Source organism: Streptomyces sp. Ru62 (genome assembly GCF_002920615.1).
Taxonomy (GTDB): Bacteria; Actinomycetota; Actinomycetes; order Streptomycetales; family Streptomycetaceae; genus Streptomyces.
This window is the reverse complement of sequence record NZ_PQSU01000029.1, coordinates 84,485-105,647: the sequence shown is the minus strand read 5'-3', so window position 1 is coordinate 105,647 and position 21,163 is coordinate 84,485. Positions and strand designations below refer to the sequence as shown.

Here is a 21,163-nt window from a genome sequence, read left to right as displayed (position 1 = left end):
TCCTACGCGCGTAGAGCGCCCGGTGCCCGCGACAACGGATTCCCGGCACTTTTCCGTCGATACGCAACGGTGACCGGGCGCACGGGTTTAGTACACCGCGCCTTCTGACACTGTTCTGCCATGGGACAGCAAGCGACGCCGGTCCGAACGGCCGGGCTGGGGAAGGCAGTCGGCGCGGAGCCGACGTCGGTGAGCGGAGCGGTGCTGCTGCTCCCCGGCGGGGAGGAGGTCTCCGTCCGCCGGCCGTCCCCTGTCCGGGCGATGAGCCTCGTCCGCTCCCTGGGCCGCGCGCTGGCCCGCGCGGGCCGGGACGAGGGGCTGGCCGTGCATCCCGTGCAGTACCGCTACCGCGGCTGGAACGGCAGCGAGGCGCATCTGGCGGTGGATGCCGAGTGGGCCGCCGATGAGGTCGTACGACGGTACGGGGACGTTCCCGTGTGCCTGGTGGGCGTGGACATGGGCGGACGCGCGGCGCTGCGGGCCGGCGGGCACGAGGCGGTCAACGCCGTGGTGGCGCTGGCCCCGTGGCTGCCGGAGGAGGACGTCGCCGCGCCGGCCGAGCCGGTGAAGCAGCTCGTCGGGCGGCGGGTGCTGATCGCCCACGGCACCAACGACGAACGGACCGATCCCGAGCTGTCGTTCCGGTTCGCGGCGCGGGCCAAGAAGGTGAACCGGGAGGTGTGCCGGTTCGAAGTGCACTCCGACGGACACGGGTTGCACGGGCACCGGGACGAAGTGCGGTGTCTCGCGGTGGATTTCGTGCTGGGCGCGTTGTTCGGGCACTCCGTGTCCCGTCCCGTGGAGGACGCGTTGGCGGCGCCGCCGCCGATCGGACTTCGGATGCCGTTGGCCGCGGGGTTCGGCAGGTCGTGGAAGCTGAAGCGGTAGGGCCGGGCGGCCTCAGCTGGGCAGCAGGTTGCCCCTCCTGGAGAGGAGGAACTTCTTGAAGGCCGCCACCGGTGGGGTGTCCGGGCGGTCGGCCGGCCAGGCCACGCCGATCTCGCGGACCGCCCTGGGGGCCGTGACCGTCAGCTCCACCACACCCGGGCGCGGGACGGTCGGGGGCGGCAGAAGGGCGACCCCGAGGCCCGCCGCCACCAGGCCGCGCAATGTCTCCGCCTCCTCGCCCTCGAAGGCGATGCGGGGCTTGAAGCCGGCCTCGCGGCAGAGGTCGTCCGTGATGCGGCGCAGGCCGTAGCCCGGTTCCAGGGTGACGAAGATCTCCTCGGCCGCTTCTGCCAGGCGGATGCGGCGGCGGGCCGCCAGGCGGTGGTCCGCGGGGACGACCAGACGCAGTTTCTGCTCGTCCAGGCGGCGGGCGACCAGGTCGGGGGCGTCGGGGACGGGTGAGGTGAGGCAGAGGTCGAGTTCGCCGGCGCGCAGTCCTTCCAGCATGGCCTCGCCGTAGTTCTGGACGAGGCTGAAGCGCACGCGCGGGTGGTCGGCGCGGAAGGCGTGCAGCAGGCCGGGTACGGTCTCGGCGCCCATGGTGTGCAGGAAGCCGAAGGCGACCTTGCCGGTGGCCGGATCGGCGTCCGCGCGGACCTCCTCGGCGGCCCGCCCGATCTCCGCGAGGGCCCGCTCGACGGAGGCGAGGAAGGTGCGGCCGGCGGTGGTCAGGGACACCGTGCGGCCGTGGCGGGCGAACAGGTCGACACCCAGGTCCCGCTCCAGGCGGACCATCGCCCGGGACAGGGTCGACTGGGGGACGTTCAGCTCCTGCGCGGCCCGGGTGACGTGCTCGGTACGGGCCACGCCGGCGAAGTACGCGAGGCGGGGCGCGAGCAACAGCGCCATGTCTTCTGTGTCACTGGACGGTGACAGTCGCGCCTGTGAGCTTTGCTGATGCGCCATGGGAACGATTATGGCATTTCCATGCATTGGACGCATGAGTGGGGCCGTCTCTACGGTCGAAGCATGTCTCCCGCCAGTACCGGGGCGTCCACCGGCGTGGACGCCGTTCCGCCCGTCCGTACCTCCGACGCCGACTCCGACTCCCGGCTGACCCCGGGCGGCCCCGGCTACCGCCGGATGAGCCTCGCCCTGTTCCTCGCCGGAGTCGCGACCTTCGCCCTCCTCTACTCCACCCAGGCCCTGCTGCCGCTGATCTCCGGGGAGTTCGGGGTCCCGGCGAGCGAGGCGAGCTGGACCGTGGCCGCCGCGACCGGTGGCCTGGCGCTGTTCGTCCTGCCGATGAGCGCGCTGTCGGAGCGGTTCGGACGCCGTGCGGTGATGACCGCCTCGCTGGCCGTGGCCGTCACGGTCGGCATGCTGGTGCCGTTCGCGCCGTCGCTCGGCGCGCTGGTGGTGCTGCGGGCCGTGCAGGGCGCGGCCCTGGCCGGACTGCCGGCCTCGGCGCAGGCGTACCTGGCGGAGGAGGTGCGGCCGAGGGCGCTGGTCACGGCGATCGGGTTGTTCGTGGCGGGCAACAGCGTGGGCGGCATGAGCGGCCGGGTGATCACCGGCTGGGTCGCGCAGGAGTGGGGCTGGCGGGTGTCGGTCGGGGTGATCGGCGCGCTCGCGGTCGCGTGCGCGGTGGCGTTCCGGCTGCTGCTGCCGGCGCCGAGGCACTTCACGGCGGGTTCGCTGCGCCCCCGGGTGCTGCTCGACACCGTCCGCGGCCACCTCTCCGACCCGCTGCTGCGCCGCCTGTACGCGATCGGCGCGCTGTTCATGACGGTGTTCGGCGGTGTCTACACGGTGATCGGCTACCGGCTGACGGCGGCGCCGTTCGGACTGCCGCAGGGCATCGTGGGCTCGATCTTCCTGGTCTACCTGGTCGGTACGGTCTCCGCGTCTGCCGCGGGCCGGCTGGTGGGCCGCTTCGGCCGCCGGGGCACGCTGTACCTGGCGGGCGGTACGACGGCGGCAGGGCTGCTGCTGTCCCTGACCGCCTCCCTGCTGCTGGTCCTGGCGGGCTTGGTGCTGATCACGGCGGGCTTCTTCGCCGGGCACGCGGTGGCCTCCTCGGCGGTCAGCAAGACGGCCACGCGGGGCCGGGCCCAGGCGTCGGCGCTGTACCAGTCCGCGTACTACATCGGCTCCAGCGTCGGCAGTACGGTCGGCGCGCTGGCCTTCCACGCGAACGGCTGGACGGGCACGGTCGGCGTCGGCCTCCTCGCGGTCCTCGGCGTCGTCACGATCACCGTCCTCGGCTCGCGGGCGGCCCGGGCGGCCCGGGCGGAGGCGGCCCGGCGGGAGCCGGTGGGCGCGCACTGAGGCGGCGCACGCCGCTCAGCTTCCCCGAGCAACCATTCTGAACTGGGCATTTTCCCACTCCGGGGGCCATTGTCAGTGGGCTGCGGTAGCTTCCCAAGTGCTGGGGCGCGACGGCGCGCTACAGGGACGGCCACAGGGGTGGGTGGACGATGGGCAACAGCACGGCGACGGCGGATCTGGACGTCGCACTGGAGAAGCACCGGACCGAGCTGACCGGGTACTGCTACCGGATGCTCGGTTCCTCCTTCGAGGCCGAGGACGCGGTGCAGGACACCCTGGTGCGGGCCTGGCGGAGCTACGACAAGTTCGAGGGCCGTTCCAGCCTGCGCTCGTGGCTGTACCGGATCGCGACGAACGTGTGCCTGGACATGCTGGCGGCGGGCAGCAAGCGGGCCCGGCCGATGGACCTGTCGGAGGCCACCCCGCTCGCGCGGGCGGCGCTCTCCCCGCGCCCGGACAACACCTGGCTGGAGCCGATGCCGGACGCGCGCGTGCTGCCGGCCGTGGAGGACCCGGCGGAGGCGGCGGTCGCCAAGGAGTCGATCCGGCTGGCCTTCATGGCGGCCCTCCAGCAACTGCCGCCCAAGCAGCGGGCGGTGCTGATCCTGCGTGAGGTGCTGGCCTGGAAGGCGAGCGAGGTGGCCGAGCTGCTGGACACCACGGTCGCCTCGGTGAACAGCGCCTTGCAGCGGGCCCGGGCGACGCTCGCGGAGCGCGGGGACACGGGGGCCGAGGGGGCGGTGTCCGATCCGCTGGACGAGGAGCAGCAGAAGCTGCTGGAGCGTTACGTCAAGGCGTTCGAGGGCTATGACATGACGGCGCTGACGGCTCTGCTGCACGAGGACGCCATCATGACGATGCCGCCGTTCGACCTGTGGCTGCGCGGTACGGCGGACATCACCGGCTTCATGACCACCCTGGGCGCCTCCTGCGCCGGTTCCCGGCTGCTGCCGGTCCGGGCGAACGGCCTGCCGGGCTTCGCGCACTACAAGCCGGACCCGGAGAACGGCGGGTTCAGCCCGTGGGCGGTGCAGGTGCTGGAGATCTCAGACGGCCGGATCACCGGATTCCACTGCTTCCTCGACACCCAGCGCTGGTTCCCGCTCTTCGGTCTGCCCCTCCACCTGGAAGCGGAGTCCGACGAGGTCGAGAAGGCCGTGTAGCGCGGGGTCGGGGTCCCGCAGCCGTATCCGCCCGCCGGCCCGGCGGGCGGTCAGCTCCAGCCGGGCCAGCAGGTCGACGGCCGCCAGCCCCGGCGGCCCGAGCCCGCCCACATCGCACACGACCACCCCGGTCCCGCCGGCCTCCAGCAGCGCCCGCACATCGGCACACAGCCCCGGCACATCGTCCCGACGAACGGGCCCGGGCAGCACCAGCACGGCGGGGGTCTCGGCATCCACGTGCGGTAGACCGCCGGGCAGGGCGGAACTCATCGGGGGCGCGGGCTCACGCTGTGTCCCGGTCGGCGGAGATCACATTGACCCGTGCCCCTGCTTCCTCGCAGGGTTGGCCCTGTGGCGGGGGTGCTGAGCGGGTTCGCGGTGATCGCGGTCGTCATCGCGGTCGGCTACGTGCTCGGGCGGCGCGGGACGCTCGGCGGGCAGGGCGGCGAGGTGCTGACCCGGCTGGCCTTCACGGTGGCCGGCCCGGCGCTCCTCTTCACGACCCTCGCGCGGGCCGACCTGTCGGTCCTGTTCTCCGGCCGTCTGCTGGTGACGGCGCTCAGCACGGCCGTGGTCGCGGGGGTCTTCGTCGCGGTCGGTGCGGTACGGCGCTGGGGCGTGGGCCGCACCACGATCGGCGCGCTGTGCTCCGGTTACGTCAACTCGGGCAACCTCGGCATTCCGATCGCCGCGTACGTCCTGGGCGACGCGTCCCTCGTGGCGCCGGTGCTGCTGTTCCAGGTCGTCCTGGTCACGCCGGTCGCCCTCACGGTGCTGGACCTGTCCGGTGGCGGCGAGAAGGGCACGGTGTGGCGGCGTCTGCTGACCCCGCTGCGGAATCCGATCGCGGTGGGCTCGCTGTCGGGGGTGGTGGTGTCGGCGGCGGGCGGGCACCTGCCCGGTCCGCTGCTGAACCCCCTGACCCTGCTCGGCGACATGTCCGTCCCGGCGGCCCTGCTGGTCTTCGGCATGTCCCTGCACGGCAGCCCGGCTCCCGGCCGGGGACGGGACAGCCACTTGGTCCTGCTGTCCGTCGCGCTGAAGTCACTGGGCCAGCCGCTGGTGGCGTGGGTACTGGCGCGGGGCGTCCTCGGCCTGCACGGCGCTCCCCTGCTGGACGTGGTGGTGACCGCGGCCCTCCCTGGCGCCCAGAACCTCTTCACCTACGCCAGCCGTTACCGGGTGGCCGAATCCCTGGCCCGCGAGTCGATCCTGCTGTCGACGGTGGTGTCCGTGCCGGTGCTGGTGGGGGTGGCGGCGGTGTTGGGGTGACGCCGGATCAGTCGACCGGGAACTCGCTCGTGTCGATGGTGAGGCCGAACGGCTCCGGCAGTTCGATGAGATCGCCGAACTTGACCGCCTTGAGGAGCCGGTAGACGTCGCCCTTCGGCTCGCCGTAGAGCGTCGCGGTGGGACCTCCGGGGGCCCAGCGGTCGATCAGGAGGTACAGCGGGATACCGGCGGTGGCGTAGGCGGCGGGCTTGCTGACGCGATCGTGGCCGGCGTTGGACCTGGAGGTGACCTCGACGACGAGTTCGGCGAGGGCGGCGGGGATGTGGGAGTCCGACTCCGCGCATTCCCGCACCGGAGCCACCAGCAGGTCCGGGATGAGCATGCCCAGCCGTGACGGCACGGCGATGGCCAGTGTCTGGAAGATTCCCCAGTCTTCGGGGATCACGGAGTAGAGGCGACGCTGGATACGTTCCGCGATCACGTTGTGGCGGGATGCGGGAGCAGGTGACACGGTGATGATCCCCTCGATGATCTCCACCTTGCTGCCCTCGGGCCATTCCATCTCCTCCCAGTACCGGACGAGGTCGTCCCAGTTCTGGTCGGAGTCCTGGCTGACGGTGAGTGCGCTCATGGCGGTCTCCTATCGGTGCGTCACCGATCCCAGCATGCCGAACGGGACCGGCGGCGGTCCACCGGTCCCGTTCACCCGAATGAGGAAAGCCCAGGTCAGGCGATACGTTCCCGCACCACCGGCGTGGCCTGGAAGGCCGTGCCCGGCGCGGCGATGTCGTAGGAGCCCGCCACCGCCTCGAGCGCGTACGCGAAGCGCTCCGGGGTGTCCGTGTGCAGGGTCAGCAGGGGCTGGCCCTCGGTCACCGTGTCGCCCGGCTTGGCGTGCAGCTCGATGCCCGCGCCCGCCTGCACCGGGTCCTCCTTGCGGGCCCGGCCGGCGCCGAGGCGCCAGGCGCCGATACCGATGTCGTACGCGTCGAGGCGGGTCAGGACGCCGGTGGACGGGGCCTTCACGACGTGCTGCTCCTTCGCGGTGGGCAGCGGCGCGTCCGGGTCGCCGCCCTGGGCCGCGATCATGCGGCGCCAGACGTCCATCGCCGAGCCGTCGGCGAGGGCCTTCGCCGGGTCGGCGTCCTTGATGCCCGCCGCGTCGAGCATCTCGCGGGCCAGGGCGATGGTCAGTTCCACGACGTCCGCGGGGCCGCCGCCGGCCAGGACCTCGACCGACTCGCGGACCTCCAGGGCGTTGCCCGCCGTGAGGCCGAGCGGGGTGGACATGTCGGTCAGGAGGGCGACCGTCCTCACGCCGTGGTCGGTGCCGAGGCCGACCATCGTGGAGGCCAGCTCACGGGCGTCCTCGATCGTCTTCATGAAGGCGCCCGTACCCACCTTCACGTCCAGGACCAGGGATCCGGTGCCCTCCGCGATCTTCTTCGACATGATCGAGGAGGCGATCAGGGGGATCGCCTCGACCGTGCCGGTGACGTCGCGCAGGGCGTAGAGCTTCTTGTCGGCGGGGGCCAGGCCGTCGCCCGCCGCGCAGATCACCGCGCCCGTGGTGTCCAGGACACTGAGCATCTCCTCGTTGGAGAGCAGCGCGCGCCAGCCGGGGATCGACTCCAGCTTGTCCAGGGTGCCGCCGGTGTGGCCGAGGCCCCGGCCCGAGAGCTGGGGGACGGCCGCGCCGCAGGCGGCGACGAGCGGAGCCAGCGGGAGGGTGATCTTGTCGCCGACGCCGCCCGTGGAGTGCTTGTCGGCCGTCGGGCGGGACAGCGAGGAGAAGTCCATGCGCTCACCGGAGGCGATCATGGCCGCGGTCCAGCGGGCGATCTCGCGGCGGTTCATGCCGTTCAGCAGGATCGCCATGGCGAGCGCGGACATCTGCTCGTCGGCGACCTCGCCCCGGGTGTACGCGTCGATGACCCAGTCGATCTGCTCGTCGGTCAGCTCACCGCGGTCCCGCTTGGTGCGGATGACGGAGATGGCGTCCATGGCCATGGCGGGTGTGGTTCCTTCCGGGAGGTGCGAAGTGTGCGGCCCCCCTGCGAGCGGGGCAGGGGGGCCGTACGGCATTACTGGGTGAGATGGTCCGGGCCGAAGGCCTGGGGGAGCATCTCGGAGAGCGGGAGGACGCCCGCCGGGGTGTCCAGCAGCAGGTCCGGGCCGCCGAACTCGTAGAGCAGCTGGCGGCAGCGGCCGCACGGGACCAGCAGCGCGCCGGTGCCGTCGACACACGTGAAGTGCGTCAGCCGGCCGCCGCCCGTGCGCTGGAGCTGGGAGACCAGGCCGCACTCGGCGCACAGACCGAGGCCGTAGGAGGCGTTCTCGACGTTGCAGCCGGTGACCGTGCGGCCGTCGTCGACCAGGGCCGCCACGCCGACCGGGTAGCCGGAGTAGGGGGCGTAGGCGTGGCTCATGGCCTCCCGCGCCTCGGCGCGCAGGGCCTCCCAGTCGAAGTCGGCGGCGGTCACTTGCCCTGTCCCTTCCGGTAGCGCATGCCGTCCGCCTTCGGCATCCGCAGGCGCTGTGCGGACAGCGACAGCACCAGCAGCGTGACGACGTACGGGGTGGCGCCGACGAAGTCGCTGGGGACCTCGTCGGTGAGCAGGTACCAGACGAGGACCAGCGCGGCCATGACGGCGCTGACGACGCCCTGCACCAGGGCCTTCTTGTAGAGCTTCCAGCCGGCCAGCAGCGCGAGGAGGACGACCAGCAGCAGGAGCAGGGCGTGCACGGTCACGCCGCCGTTGCGGAGCTGGAGCGCGTCGGAGTAGCCGAACAGGCCCGCGCCCATGGCGAGGCCGCCGGGGCGCCAGTTGCCGAAGATCATGGCGGCGAGACCGATGTAGCCGCGGCCGCCGGTCTGGCCCTCCAGGTAGGTGTGCGAGGTGACCAGCGCGAGGAAGGCGCCGCCGAGGCCGGCGAGGCCGCCGGAGACGGCGACGGCCGCGTACTTGTACTGGTAGACGTTGACACCGAGGGACTCGGCGGCGACCGGGTTCTCGCCGCAGGAGCGCAGCCGCAGCCCGAACGGGGTGCGCCACAGCAGCCACCAGCTGCCGACGAACAGCAGCACGGCGATGATCGTCACCACGGACAGGTTGGTGATCAGACCGCCGATGATGCCGGCGAGGTCGGAGACCAGGAACCAGTGGTGCTTCTCGATCGACGCGAGGCCGTCCGAGAGGCCGGGGACGGTGACGTCGGGCAGCGTGTCCGCGGGCGGGGACTGCTTGGGGTTGCCGCCCGCCTCGGCGGCCTTGCCGTCGGCGAAGAACAGCTTGGCCAGGTACTGGGTGGCCCCGAGTGCGAGCAGGTTGACGGCGACACCGGAGACGATGTGGTCGACGCCGAAGGTGACGGTGGCGACGGCGTGCACGAGGCCGCCGAGGACACCGAAGGCGACGCCGCACAGCAGGCCGAGCCAGGGGCTGGACTGCCAGCCGATCCAGCCGGCGCCGAAGGTGCCGAGGATCATCATGCCTTCGAGGCCGATGTTGACCACGCCGGCCCGCTCCGACCACAGGCCGGCGAGTCCGGCGAGGCCGATCGGTACGGCGAGGCCGAGGGCGGCGCCGACCTGGCCGGCGGAGTCGAGCTGGTTGGCGCCGGTGATCACGCGGACGGCGGCCAGGAGCAGCAGGGCGCCCGCGACGATCATGAGGGTCAGGCCGAGGGAGCGGCCGGAACGCTGCGGCGCGCCCGCCGCCTTGGGAGCCGCCGGCGGCGGCGCGTCGGTCATCGTGGCAGTCATCACGCCACCTCCTGCTTCTTCGTCGGGGCGGCGGCCTGGGCGGCGAGTTCGGCGCCGACGCGCTGCTGCTGGCGCTTCAGCCCATAGCGGCGTACGACCTCGTAGGCGATGACGACGCACAGCACGATGACGCCCTGGATGACGCCGAGGATTTCCTTGTCGTAGCCCTGGAATTCCAGGTGGTTGGTGGTGCGCTCCAGGAAGCCCCAGAGCAGCGCGCCGAGGGCGATGCCGATCGGGTGGTTGCGGCCGAGCAGGGCGATGGCGATGCCGGTGAAGCCGATGCCGGCCGGGAAGTCGTTGCTGAACTGGTGGCTGTCGTTCAGCAGGGTCGGCATGCCGATCAGACCGGCCACCGCACCCGAGATGATCATGCTGGTGGCGACCATCTTCTTCACCCCGACGCCGCTCGCGGCGGCGGCGGTCTCGGACTGGCCGACGGTGCGCAGGTCGAAGCCGAACCGGGTGCGGCCGAGCACGAACCAGTACGCGACGCCGACGAGCACGGCGATGACGATGAAGCCCCACAGCTCACCGGCCGGGCCGGTGTCGAAGCTGAAGAAGTACGAGGACGACGGCAGCGGCTTGGTGGAGACGAGGGTGCCGGCCTGGTCCAGCTGGCCGAGCTTGCCGGGCTGGAGCAGGTAGGCGATGACCGCGGTGGCGATCGAGTTGAGCATGATGGTCGCGATGACCTCGCTGACGCCCCGGGTCACCTTGAGGACGCCGGCGATGGCCGCCCACAGGGCGCCGGTCGCCATGGCGCAGAGGATGATCAGCGGGATGGCGATCCAGCCGGGCACGGTGAGCGCCCCGCCGAGGACGGCGGCGATGAACGCGGCGAGCCGGTACTGGCCGTCGACACCGATGTTGAACAGGTTCATGCGGAAGCCGATGGCCACCGCGACACCCGCGAGGTAGTACGTCGTCGCCTTGTTCAGGATGTAGACCTGGCTGTCGCTGGCGAAGCCGTAGGTCACCATGTCGCTGAAGGCGTCGCCGGGGTTCTTGCCGGTCGCGAGGATCACCAGGGTGGTGACGACGAGCGCGGCGACGACCGCCAGCAGGGGCGCGGCGACGCCGAGGAGCAGCCGCTCCTTGTCGATCCGTGAGGTCAGCTTGTTCATCGCGCGTCGTCCTCTGTGTGCTCCAGGTGGCCGGTGGCCGCACCCGTCATGGCGGAGCCCAGCTCTTCGGGGGTGATCGTGGCGGGGTCGGCGTCGGCGACCAGACGGCCGCGGTACATCACCCGCAGGGTGTCGGAGAGCCCGATCAGCTCGTCCAGGTCCGCGGAGATCAGCAGCACGGCCAGGCCCTCGCGGCGGGCCTCGCGGATGTGGTCCCAGATGGCCGCCTGCGCGCCGACGTCCACACCGCGGGTGGGGTGGGCGGCGATGAGCAGCTTGGGGCTGTGGCTCATCTCCCGGCCGACGATCAGCTTCTGCTGGTTGCCGCCGGACAGGGATGCGGCGGTGACGTCGATGCCGGGGGTGCGGACGTCGTAGGACTCGACGATGCGCTGCGTGTCGGCGCGGGCGGCCTTGAGGTCGAGCAGTCCGCCGCGCGAGTTGGGCTTCTCGGTGACGTGACCGAGGATGCGGTTCTCCCACAGCGGCGCTTCCAGCAGCAGGCCGTGGCGATGGCGGTCCTCGGGGACGTAGCCGATGCCGGACTCGCGGCGGTCGCGGGTCGGAGCCTGGGAGATGTCGGTGCCGTCGAGGGTGACGACGCCGGCGTCGGGCCGGCGCATGCCCATGATCGCCTCGACCAGTTCGGACTGGCCGTTGCCCTCCACACCGGCGATGCCGAGGACCTCGCCCTTGTGGATGGTGAAGGAGATCTCGTCCAGGATGATCCGCTCGACGCCGTCGAGGTCGGTCTGCGCGAGGTGCAGGCCGTCCACCGTGAGCATCGGGACGTCGGTGACCGTGGACTCCTGGGTCTCCGGGGTGGGCAGCTCGCTGCCGACCATCAGCTCGGCGAGCTGCTTGGGGGTGGTGCCGCGCGGGTCGACGGTGCCGACGGTGGTGCCGCGCCGGATGACGGTGATCTCGTCGGCGACGGAGAGCACCTCGCCCAGCTTGTGCGAGATGAAGATGACGGTGAGGCCCTCGGCCTTGAGTTCGCGCAGGTTGTCGAAGAGGGCGTCGACCTCCTGCGGCACGAGGACGGCGGTGGGCTCGTCCAGGATGAGGGTCTTGGCGCCGCGGTAGAGGACCTTGAGGATCTCCACGCGCTGGCGGTCGGCGACGCCGAGTTCCTCGACCAGGGCGTCGGGCCGGACGCCCAGGCCGTAGGCGTCGGAGATCTCCTTGATCCGGGCGCGTGCCCGGCCCCCGATGCCGTGCAGCTTCTCCGCGCCGAGGACGACGTTCTCCAGGACGGTGAGGTTGTCGGCGAGCATGAAGTGCTGGTGCACCATGCCGATGCCGCGGGCGATGGCGTCGCCGGGGTTGTGGAGGACGACCTGTTCGCCACCCACGGTGATGGTGCCCTCGTCCGGCTGCTGCATGCCGTAGAGGATCTTCATCAGGGTGGACTTGCCGGCGCCGTTCTCACCGCACAGGGCGTGGACGGTGCCCGTGCGGACCGTGATGTCGATGTCGCGGTTGGCGACGACGCCGGGGAAACGCTTGGTGATGCCGCGCAGTTCGACGGCAGCGGGAGGGCTGGACGCGTTGATGGCGCACTCTCCTCGGGGAAAGGGGCTGCGGGGAGGGGGCAGGCGTCGGCGACGCTAGCGCGGCAACTCCGTGCTACACGCGTAGAGTTGACACATTGTTATGGCTCGGCGGGGAGCTCCGGAGGGCGCCCCCGCCGAGCCGGGGTCCGACGGGACCCGTCAGGTCACGGGGTGGTCTTGACCTTGATCGAGCCGTCGACGATCTTCTTCTGCGCCGCGTCCAGCTTGGCCTTGATGTCGTCGATGAAGCCACCGCTGGTGGCCAGCGAGACGCCGTCCTTGGCGAGCGAGTAGGTGTTGGTGCCGGTCAGCGGCTTGCCGTCGTGGACGGACTTGACCAGGTCGTAGACACCGACGTCGACGTTCTTGACGACCGAGGTCAGGATCGAGTTCTTGTACTTGGCCAGGCCCGGGATGCTGTACTGGTCCGAGTCCACGCCGATGGCCCAGGCGCCCTTCTTGCCGGCCACGGCCTCTATGGCGCCGTTGCCGGAGGAGCCGGCCGCCGAGTAGACGACGTCCGCGCCGTTGTCGAGCATGCCCTGCGCGGCCTCCTTGCCCTTGTCGGGGCTGGCGAAGCCGGAGGTGTCCGAGCCGTGGGACAGGTACTGCGTGTCGACCTTGATCTTCGGGTTGGTGTCCTTGACGCCCTGGACGTAACCCGCCTCGAACTTCTTGATCAGCGGGACGTCGACACCGCCGATGAAGCCGACGTGCTTGGTCTTGGTCTTCAGCGCGGCGGCGACACCGGCCAGGTAGGAGCCCTGCTCCTCGGTGAAGGTGATGCTGTCGACGTTCTTGCCGTTCACCACCGAGTCGACGATGCCGAAGGTGGTCTTCGGGTACTTCGCGGCGACCTTGGTCATGGAGGCGGCGTAGGCGTAGCCGACACCGATGACGGGGTTGTAACCCGCGTCCGCCAGGTCCGACAGGCGCTGCTCGCGGTCGGCCTCGGTGTCCGAGGTCTTCGCGGTCAGCTCCTTGATGTCGCCGCCGAACTCCTTCTCCGCCTTGTCGGCACCGCGCGCGGCGGAGTCGTTGAACGAGCGGTCGCCACGGCCGCCGACGTCGAAGGCGAGACCGACCTTGACACCCTTGCCGTCACCCGAGGCGGGCGAACCGGAGTCGTTGTCGGAGGAGGTGCTGCCACAGGCAGTGGCAGTCAGTGCGAGAGCTGCGGAGGCGATACACGCAGCGGAAAGCTTGGCTACCCGGCGCACGGGAAGGCTCCTTCACCTGACCTGAGCGCCTTGGCGGCGCTTGATGTGAGCACCATGTCAGTGCTTCGGCCGAGACGCCCCGGCGGCGTCGGCTTCGCGGCATCGTAACGCGCGTAGATGTCGCAAAAAACCCTCTCGCGAAGCCGTTATCGATTCGAGGCAAACACTGCCTGAACTCGGCGTCTTGGTCCTCTCACACCACTGTTGCGCTCAGTGCACGATTGGCTTGCATCCGTGTTGCGCCGGACCGGAAATCGGCCCCCGGCCGGCCCGTGAGCGGGGCTCACCGGGGGCCCTCCGCTCAGCTCAGCGACCCGTTGACGTCCAGGAACGCGGCGGCGGTGAACATCTCCACACCCACTGTGATCGCGTGTTCGTCGGCGTCGAAATCGCCCTGGTGCAGATCGCGCACCGTGCGCTCGCCGGGCCGGCGCACCCCGAGCCTGGCCATGGCGCCCGGGACGTGCTCCAGGTACCAGGAGAAGTCCTCGCCGCCGAGGCTCTGCTCGGTGCTCTCCACGGACTTCATGCCGCGCCGGGCGACCATGGCCCGGCGCAGCAGCTCGGTCGACTCCCGGTCGTTGACGACCGGCGGCACCCCGCGCACATAGGTGATCTCCGACTTGGCCCGGTGCAGGGTGGCGACCTCGTCGATCGCCGCGTGCACGATGTCGGGGGCCTGCCGCCAGGCGTCCAGGTCCAGGCAGCGCACGGTCCCGGACAGCTCCGCGTGCTGCGGGATCACGTTCGGGGCGTGGCCGGACTCGATACGGCCCCAGGTGAGGGCGAGCCCGACACGGGTGTCGACCCGGCGGGCGATCAGCGCGGGGACGTCGACGGCGACCCGGGCGGCAGCGGTGACCAGGTCGGTGGTCAGGTGGGGGCGGGCGGTGTGCCCGCCGGGGCCGTCGAGCGCGATCTCCAGCCGGTCGCAGGCGCTGGTGATCGGCCCGTGCCGGAGCCCGACCTTCCCGGCCTCCACCTTGGGGTCGCAGTGCACGGCGAGCATGCGGCCGACGCCGGTCAGCGCGCCATCCTCGATGGCGCCCAGGGCGCCGCCGGGCAGCACCTCCTCGGCGGGCTGGAACAGCAGCCGCACCGGGCGGGGCAGCAGGCCCTTGGCGTGCAGGTCGGCGAGGACCAGCCCGGTGCCGAGGACGACGGTCGTGTGCACGTCGTGACCGCACGCGTGCGCCCGGTCCGGCACGGTCGACCGGTACGGGCAGTCACTCTTCGTGTCCGGGATGGGCAGGGCGTCGATGTCGGCGCGCAGGGCCAGCAGGGGGACGGACGGGTGCTCACCCTCCGCGAGACCGATGTCACAGACGAGTCCCGTTCCGGTGCTCAGGACGCGGGGCTTGAGCCCGGCCTGCTCCAGCCGCTCCTTGATCGCGGCGGTCGTACGGAACTCCTGGTTGCCCAGCTCGGGGTGCATGTGCAAGTCGCGCCGGAAGGCGACGAGTTCGGCGTGCAGGGACTCGCTCAGCACGCCGGGGAGCACATCCCCCGGGAGGCCGGCCTCGGACTCTAGGGACATCAATTGCTTCACCCTCTGAAGGGTAGGACGCCCGGCCGGTCGACCACCCCACGATCAACAAAAGTTCAGTCCGTTAGGGGAATAAAATCTGACCGGCGGACGCATGGCGGTGAACTCTGGTGGGTAAAACCTCTGTTTCCTCTTCCACGGATACCACGCCTCACGGGGGTCACGCGCGCGATGTCCACGAACCGGACCCCGCCGCGGTGCCCTCGCGGTAGGGTCCGCCGACGTGAGCGACTCGACCGCGGACTTCCTCCGGACGACCCGTACCTCCTACGACACGATCGCCGAGGACTACGGCGCCCGCTTCCCTCCCGGGGACCTCCACCCGCTGGACCGCACCCTGATCAGGACCTTCGCCGAGCTGGTCACGGCGAACGGCTCCGCCCCCGTCGCCGACCTGGGCAGCGGGCCCGGGCACATCACCGCGCTGCTGCACGGGCAGGGTGTGCCGGTGTTCGGGGTCGACCTCTCCCCCGCGATGGTGGCGCTGGCCCGTGCGGCGTACCCCGCCCTGCGCTTCCACGTCGGTTCGATGACCGCACTCGACCTGCCCGACGCTACGCTGGGCGGCGTCCTCGCCCTGTACTCGACCATCCACCTGCCGGACGGGGAGCTGCCGACGGCCTGCGCGGAGTTCCACCGCACGCTGGCCCCCGGCGGGCACGCCCTGCTCGGCTTCCAGTCCGGCCCCGAGCCCGGCCGGCTCCACCTGACCGAGCGGTTCGGCCACGACATCGACCTCGACTACTACTGGCGCACGCCGGACCAGGTCGCCGAGGCGCTGACGGGGGCCGGTCTGGAACTGGTGGCGACGGTGCTGCGCGAGCCGGCCGGGGAGGAGACACGGCCGCGGGGGTTCGTGCTGGCCCGCCGGGGGTGAGGCGGGCGGCTGCGAGGCGGGCCTAGAAGTGCTCGACCTCCTGGCCGTCGGGGACCTGGTAGCAGCCGGAGACGACCATCAGGCTCAGCTTGAGACGCCTTCACCGGCCGTCGATCAGGCCTTCTTGTCCGACTTCAGGCGGTCGTAGCCCACCCCCACCGGGTCCGGGACGTGATTCAGCTGCACGTGAGCGGAACCACGCGCTACCGCGTCCTCCTTCAGCTGCTCCCACTCGTCCCAAGCCATGCGTGAACGTCCTCCCCGTTTCCCCGTTCCCCGTCTACCCGATGCCGGCAATCGGCCACTGCCGCGCGCACGGTCCCGTACATCGGGTGAACGACGGTATCGCTGTGTGATCACGTGACGCCTGAGTATCCGTACTCATGTCCACGGTCGATGAGTCCCGCGAACCACGGCTACGCCGGGCTCACCGCCGCCAGCCGGTGGACGTCCCGCGCCGTGCCGGTCACGCCGGACAGGAAGCCCTGGGCGCGAGGGGAGGCGGTGTCGGTGAGCCAGGTCGGGTCGATGTCGCAGACCGCCACACGGACGCCCGTGCCGGCCAGGGCCAGCGGCAGGGTGTGGACGACGGTGGAGGGGAAGCTGAGGATCGTCCGGCCGATCGGGCCGCGGCGGGCGATCAGTTCCAGCGGGAGGTCCGGGCGGACTATCTCCAGACCCGTCTCGACGGCCAGACGGTGCAGTTTCTCGGCGCTCTCGCGGCGGTGGGCGAAGTAGCGGGTGGCGCCGTGGGCCTTGGCCAGGTTCCGGACGGCCTCCAGATAGCGGTCGCCGTCCACGACCCCCGTCTCCACCAGGGAGGTGCCGACCAGGTCGGCGCTCTGGGTGATGCGCGGGGGGCCGAAGCGGGCGCGGGTCCAGGCGAAGTCGTTGGCGGTGACGGTCACGCCGTCCGGGATCTCGGTCACCGGCATGGAGGAGAAGACCTCGACGCGCCGGCGGTCGCTCGGGGTGAGGCGGCGCCGGGCGGAGGAGGACACCGGCGCGAAGAGCAGGTCGCGGGCGCCGGGCCGGCCGCCCTTGCGGTGCCAGCGGACCAGGCGCTCACCGCGGGCCAGCTGGGCGACGAACTCCATCGTCGCGGTGCCGTCGTCCACGACCACGAGTTCGCGGGCGCGGGTGATGGTCAGCAGCAGTTGTACGTAGCGGGAGAAGGGGTCTCCCATGACGATCCGGTCGGCCCGGCGCAGGGAGCCGGCCAGGCCGCCGATGGTGTGGAAGGGTGCGGTCGTGCCGCCCCGCGCCTCCTCCCAGCGCACCCGGTACCCCTCGTCGCGGGCCAGGTCCGCCATGCGGCGCAGCTGGCCCCGGGTCATCGGGTCGGTCGGGGACAGCACGACGACGGTGAGCTCCGCACCGCCCGCCACCGCCCCGGCACCACCCGCCACCGCCCCGGCCGCCACCGCCCCGGCAGGCAACCGCCGCCCCTGTGCGGGCACGGCGGACACCGGGCCGGCGTGCGCGGCATCGACGCCGGCGTGGTCGGCCTGCGCGGGACTGGGACCGACGTGTGCCGGCCCTGGCTGCGTGGGCAGCGCCGGCGTCGGCACGGAGGCCGTGGCCGACCCCGCGCCACCAGGACCGAACGGCACACCCGAATCCCCGCCGCCAGGGCCGAACGGCACACCCGGCCCCACGCCGCCAGCGCCGAGCGGCACACCGGACTCCCCCCGGCCGGGGCCGAGCGGCACGCCGGACTCCCCCCGGCCGGAGCCGGACGGCGCGGGGTCGTGCAGGCCGTGCAGGTGGGCCCACTCCAGTACGTTCAGCAGCTGTACCGGGCTCTCCACGAAGGCGAGCGTGCGGGCGGGGTGGCCGGCCTGGCCGGCGCGGGGGCTCATCGGCGTACGACCGTCCCGTCGTAAGTGACCTGGATTCACACCGAGACCGGCTCGCCCGCCGCCGCGGCGATCTCCGCCTCGGCGACGACGCCGGTGACGCGGCGCAGCTTCTTCATCGGGCCCAGCTCGGAGTCGTAGACCTTCTTGACGCCGTCGCCGAGGGAGGCCTCGATGGTGCGGATGTCACGGACGAGGCGCTGGAGGCCCTGCGGCTCGACCGAGGCGGCCTGGTCGGACCCCCACATCGCGCGGTCCAGGGTGATGTGGCGCTCGACGAACGTGGCGCCCAGCGCGACCGCCGCCAGCGTGGTCTGCAGGCCCGTCTCGTGGCCGGAGTAGCCGATCGGGACGTTCGGGTACTCCTTCTCCAGCGTGTTGATCACGCGGAGGTTCAGCTCCTCGGCCTTGGCCGGGTAGGTGGAGGTGGCGTGGCAGAGGAGGATGTTGTCCGAGCCCAGGACCTCCACCGCGTGGCGGATCTGGCGCGGGGTGGACATGCCCGTCGAGAGGATGACGGAGCGGCCCGTGGCGCGCAGGGCGCGCAGCAGCTCGTCGTCCGTCAGGGAGGCGGAGGCCACCTTGTGGGCGGGGACGTCGAACTTCTCCAGGAAGGCGACGGCCTCGGTGTCCCACGGGGAGGCGAACCAGTCGATCCCCTTCTCCTTGCAGTACTCGTCGATCTGGCGGTACTCGTCCTCACCGAACTCCACCCGGTGGCGGTAGTCGATGTAGGTCATCCGGCCCCAGGGGGTGTCGCGCTCGATGTCCCACTGGTCGCGCGGGGTGCAGATCTCGGGGGTGCGCTTCTGGAACTTGACGGCGTCGCAGCCGGCCTCGGCTGCCACGTCGATCAGCTTGAAGGCGTTCTCCAGCTCACCGTTGTGGTTGATGCCGATCTCGCCGCAGATGTAGACGGGCTTGCCGGGGCCGACCTCGCGCGAACCGAAGGTGCGCAGACGGGAGTTGGTGCTCATCAGGGGGTGTCCTTACTTGGGGAGGGAATCGAGAGAGGGGCCGAGGATCCAGCTGGCGATCTCCCGGATCGCGCCGTCACCGCCGGGGACGGTGGTGACCGCGCGTGCGGCGCCGCGTACGACGTCGTGAGCGCTCGCGACCGCCACGGGCCAGCCCACGAGGGCGAAGCACGGCAGGTCGTTGACGTCGTTGCCGACGTAGAGCACGCGCTCCGGCGCGATGCCCTGCTCCTCGCACCACTGCTTCAGCGCGAGGTCTTTCCGGTCGATGCCGTGCAGCACGGGGATCCGCAGCTTCCGTGCGCGGGCGGCGACGACCGGGTTCTGTTCCGTGGACAGGATCAGCAGCTTCAGGCCGCTCCTGCGGAGGGCCGCGATGCCGAGGCCGTCGCCGCGGTGCACGGCGACGAACTCCCGTCCGTCGGAGTCGATCAGCACCCGGTCGTCGGTCTGGGTGCCGTCGAAGTCGAGTACGACCGCGTCCACGTCGTCGGCGGTCGGCAGCGAACCGGGGCGGTCCGCGTCGAAGAGGGGTGCGAGGGCGCGGGCACGGGCCAGGTCGTGCGGGTCGTCGATCTCCAGCACCCGGGCCGGGTCGGTGCGGACCAGCTCGGTGTGGCCGAAGAAGCGGTGGCGGTGCTCGCGGAAGCCGGCCGCGTCCATCGCGTAGGCGGCGCCGGTCTCCAGGAAGTCCTGGGGGCGGTCCTGGCGGCGCGGGCGGTAGGACTTGTCGTGGTTGACGCCGCGGCCGCCCTCGGTGGGCTCGTCGGCCTCGCGCCAGACGAAGCCGTGGAAGGGGGCCACGGTGACGGCGGTGTCGGCGCCGTTCTCGGCGACCGCGGCGGCGACCCCGTCGACGTCCTCGCGGACCAGGAACGGGCTGGTGCACTGCACGAGCAGGACCACGTCGACGGGGGAGCCGTGCAGCGTCTCGTGGGTGTCCATGGCGTGCAGGACGGCGGCCTCGGAGGTGGCGGTGTCCCCGGCGATCGCGGCGGGCCGCAGGACGACCTCGGCGCCGGCCTCGCGGGCGGCGGCGGCGATGGCCTGGTCGTCGGTGGAGACGACGACGTCGGTCACCAGCCGGCTCGCCCGGCACTCGCGCACCGCGCGGGCCACCAGCGGGACACCGCCCACCGGGGCGAGGTTCTTCGCGGGCACGCCCTTGGAGCCGCCGCGCGCGGGGATCACCGCGAGCACCCGGCGGATCGAAGCGCCTGGGCCCGCTGCCGAGTTGGACATGGGGTCTACTCCTTGGGGTGAGGTCACAGCTCGCCCATCCGCCGGATCACGGGGGCGACCCGCTGGACGCCGTGCCGGTAGGCGCCGCGCGCGGCCCGGCGCACGATCTGCCGGACGGGGCCGGGCGCCTTGTCGGCGGCGGGCGCGCCGGGCAGCGGTACGCCGTCGGGGCCGAGGTGGTGGCGGGCGAGGATGCCGGGCAGATAGCCGGGCGCGGTCTCGGGGGTGTAGTAGGGCGTGAGGGGCGGCAGCCCGCCCGGCCGGTCCAGCAGCTTGGCGATGCGCTGACGGGCGCCGTCGAACGCGGTGTCGTAGCTTCCGTCGGCGGCGACGCCCTGCCGGGCCACCCACTCCTCGTCCGGCACCGGCCGGTGCCCGGCGTCGAGCTGGTCCCAGGATGCGAGGCAGCCGGAGCCGGTGAAGTGGTGGTTGCCGAGCACCTCACGGACGCCGAGGTCGGTGAGGACGGCCGTCGGGATGCGGCGGTGCAGGGCCTCCAGGGCAGCCGTGGAGCTGACCGTGACCAGCAGGTCGGTGTGGTCCAGCACCTCGCCCATGTGCCCGTAGACCAGGCGGAAGTTGGCCGGCAGGTCCTGGCCCTGGGCCAGCTTCTGGTACGGCAGCTCCTCGATGTGGGTGGTGTGCTCGCCGGGCTTGGAGCGCAGCTTGAGCAGCACCTCCCGCTCGGGGTGCCGCCGGGCGTGCTCGATGAGGCGGTTCAGCAGGTAGGTACGGTCCCGGCGGTTGTCCGGGACGGACGGCTGGACCGCGAACACCACGGTGTAGGGATCGTGTTCGCCGGCGTACGGCTCACCGCCCAGGAAGGGCAGCGCGACCTCGGTGACCGAGGAGGCGTCGGCGCCCACGCCCTCGTACACGGCCCGGAACCGGTCCGCGTCGTGGCGGGAGTTGGCGAGGACGAGGTCCGCGCCGTGCCGCAGCAGCAGCCCGTCGGTGAGCTTCTCGTAGACGACGCCGACATAGCCGGTGACGACCACGGGACGCTTCCCGGAGCCCCAGGCGGCGCGCAGTCCGTGCAGCATCGCCTGCACACCGCCGCCGACCAGGGCGAGCACGAGGACGTCGTACCGGTTGTCGGGGTCCTCGCTCATCGCGCGCAGGAACTCGGCGCCGGTGACCTCGCGCAGGGAGTCGGCCTGGACGCCGACTTCCTTCAGCTGGCGGGCGGTGGGGGTGGCGCGTCCCCGCAGGAGGTAGCCGTCGAGCCGGACCTCGGCAGCCGCGGGAGTGAGGCGCTGCGCGGTGAGCGCGCCCCACTTCCACCGGGTGTCGGAGTCCGCGAGGACGGCGACCCGCAGGGACTTCGTTGCACTTGCTGGCACGTCGAAGACGCTAGGAAGCGATTCCGAGGTTCCGC

At 71.8% G+C, this 21,163-nt stretch carries 20 protein-coding genes; 5 read left to right on the top strand and 15 right to left on the bottom strand.

Features of this window, described 5'->3' with window-relative positions; genetic code table 11:
* Positions 1–120 precede the first annotated feature (120 nt).
* Complete coding sequence (locus tag C3492_RS32950; protein ID WP_181140676.1) at positions 121–888, top strand: alpha/beta hydrolase; 768 nt, start codon at positions 121–123, stop codon at positions 886–888.
* 12 nt (positions 889–900) lie between these two features.
* Here C3492_RS32950 and C3492_RS32945 read toward each other — a convergent pair whose 3' ends face one another.
* Complete coding sequence (locus C3492_RS32945) at positions 901–1,854, bottom strand: LysR family transcriptional regulator (RefSeq protein WP_103816313.1); 954 nt, start codon at positions 1,852–1,854, stop codon at positions 901–903.
* 63 nt (positions 1,855–1,917) lie between these two features.
* Between C3492_RS32945 and C3492_RS32940 the strand changes: the two genes are divergently transcribed.
* Together C3492_RS32940 and C3492_RS32935 are read left to right on the top strand one after the other, a co-directional pair.
* A complete protein-coding gene (locus C3492_RS32940) occupies positions 1,918–3,219 on the top strand; it encodes an MFS transporter (protein WP_103816312.1) in 1,302 nt (433 codons plus the stop codon).
* A 149-nt stretch (positions 3,220–3,368) separates the two neighbouring features.
* On the top strand, positions 3,369–4,382 hold the full coding sequence (locus tag C3492_RS32935; RefSeq protein WP_103816311.1) for a sigma-70 family RNA polymerase sigma factor: 1,014 nt from the start codon (positions 3,369–3,371) through the stop codon (positions 4,380–4,382).
* Here the strand turns inward: C3492_RS32935 and C3492_RS32930 are convergent.
* Positions 4,266–4,652 (bottom strand): STAS domain-containing protein, encoded by a 387-nt coding sequence (locus C3492_RS32930; RefSeq protein WP_146075737.1) that lies wholly within the window; start codon positions 4,650–4,652, stop codon positions 4,266–4,268. The genes C3492_RS32935 and C3492_RS32930 overlap by 117 nt on opposite strands.
* 81 nt (positions 4,653–4,733) lie before the next feature.
* Here C3492_RS32930 and C3492_RS32925 point away from each other — a divergent pair, with 81 nt between their 5' ends.
* Entirely contained in the window at positions 4,734–5,654 is a 921-nt protein-coding gene (locus C3492_RS32925) for an AEC family transporter (protein ID WP_103816310.1), read from the top strand.
* Between the two features lie 7 nt (positions 5,655–5,661).
* On the opposite strand, the gene C3492_RS32920 is transcribed toward C3492_RS32925, so the two are convergent.
* The 8 genes from C3492_RS32920 to C3492_RS32885 all read right to left on the bottom strand — a co-directional run bounded on the left by C3492_RS32920 (position 5,662) and on the right by C3492_RS32885 (position 14,821).
* On the bottom strand, positions 5,662–6,246 hold the full coding sequence (locus C3492_RS32920; RefSeq protein WP_103816309.1) for a Uma2 family endonuclease: 585 nt from the start codon (positions 6,244–6,246) through the stop codon (positions 5,662–5,664).
* A 95-nt stretch (positions 6,247–6,341) separates the two neighbouring features.
* Positions 6,342–7,619, bottom strand: coding sequence for a thymidine phosphorylase (locus C3492_RS32915; protein ID WP_181140679.1), 1,278 nt, complete (start codon positions 7,617–7,619; stop codon positions 6,342–6,344).
* Between the two features lie 80 nt (positions 7,620–7,699).
* Entirely contained in the window at positions 7,700–8,098 is a 399-nt protein-coding gene (locus C3492_RS32910; RefSeq protein WP_103816307.1) for a cytidine deaminase, read from the bottom strand.
* Positions 8,095–9,381, bottom strand: coding sequence for an ABC transporter permease (locus C3492_RS32905; RefSeq protein WP_103816306.1), 1,287 nt, complete (start codon positions 9,379–9,381; stop codon positions 8,095–8,097). Before C3492_RS32905 ends, C3492_RS32910 begins: the two co-directional genes overlap by 4 nt.
* Positions 9,381–10,508, bottom strand: a complete 1,128-nt coding sequence (locus C3492_RS32900) for an ABC transporter permease (protein ID WP_058081670.1) — start codon at positions 10,506–10,508, stop codon at positions 9,381–9,383. Before C3492_RS32900 ends, C3492_RS32905 begins: the two co-directional genes overlap by 1 nt.
* Complete coding sequence (locus tag C3492_RS32895; protein WP_258056044.1) at positions 10,505–12,064, bottom strand: ABC transporter ATP-binding protein; 1,560 nt, start codon at positions 12,062–12,064, stop codon at positions 10,505–10,507. Before C3492_RS32895 ends, C3492_RS32900 begins: the two co-directional genes overlap by 4 nt.
* Positions 12,065–12,228: 164 nt before the next feature.
* The gene (locus tag C3492_RS32890; protein ID WP_103816304.1) at positions 12,229–13,284 is read right to left on the bottom strand and encodes a BMP family protein; all 1,056 of its coding nucleotides are present in this window, start codon (positions 13,282–13,284) and stop codon (positions 12,229–12,231) included.
* Positions 13,285–13,585: 301 nt separating this feature from the next.
* Positions 13,586–14,821 carry an amidohydrolase gene (locus tag C3492_RS32885; RefSeq protein ID WP_181140675.1) on the bottom strand — a complete coding sequence of 412 codons (1,236 nt, stop codon included), beginning with the start codon at positions 14,819–14,821 and terminating at the stop codon, positions 13,586–13,588.
* A 232-nt stretch (positions 14,822–15,053) separates the two neighbouring features.
* Between C3492_RS32885 and C3492_RS32880 the strand changes: the two genes are divergently transcribed.
* Positions 15,054–15,707, top strand: a complete 654-nt coding sequence (locus C3492_RS32880) for a class I SAM-dependent methyltransferase (protein WP_103816303.1) — start codon at positions 15,054–15,056, stop codon at positions 15,705–15,707.
* A 114-nt stretch (positions 15,708–15,821) separates the two neighbouring features.
* Here C3492_RS32880 and C3492_RS46195 read toward each other — a convergent pair whose 3' ends face one another.
* From C3492_RS46195 to C3492_RS32860, 5 genes are all read right to left on the bottom strand, one after another.
* Positions 15,822–15,953 (bottom strand): hypothetical protein, encoded by a 132-nt coding sequence (locus C3492_RS46195; protein ID WP_258056038.1) that lies wholly within the window; start codon positions 15,951–15,953, stop codon positions 15,822–15,824.
* 170 nt (positions 15,954–16,123) lie between these two features.
* Positions 16,124–17,131 carry a hypothetical protein gene (locus C3492_RS32875; protein ID WP_258056043.1) on the bottom strand — a complete coding sequence of 336 codons (1,008 nt, stop codon included), beginning with the start codon at positions 17,129–17,131 and terminating at the stop codon, positions 16,124–16,126.
* A 473-nt stretch (positions 17,132–17,604) separates the two neighbouring features.
* Complete coding sequence (locus C3492_RS32870; RefSeq protein ID WP_014674560.1) at positions 17,605–18,543, bottom strand: N-acetylneuraminate synthase family protein; 939 nt, start codon at positions 18,541–18,543, stop codon at positions 17,605–17,607.
* Between the two features lie 12 nt (positions 18,544–18,555).
* Entirely contained in the window at positions 18,556–19,785 is a 1,230-nt protein-coding gene (locus tag C3492_RS32865) for an N-acylneuraminate cytidylyltransferase (protein ID WP_103816301.1), read from the bottom strand.
* 23 nt (positions 19,786–19,808) lie between these two features.
* A complete protein-coding gene (locus C3492_RS32860) occupies positions 19,809–21,128 on the bottom strand; it encodes a DUF6716 putative glycosyltransferase (RefSeq protein WP_103816300.1) in 1,320 nt (439 codons plus the stop codon).
* Positions 21,129–21,163 lie beyond the last annotated feature (35 nt).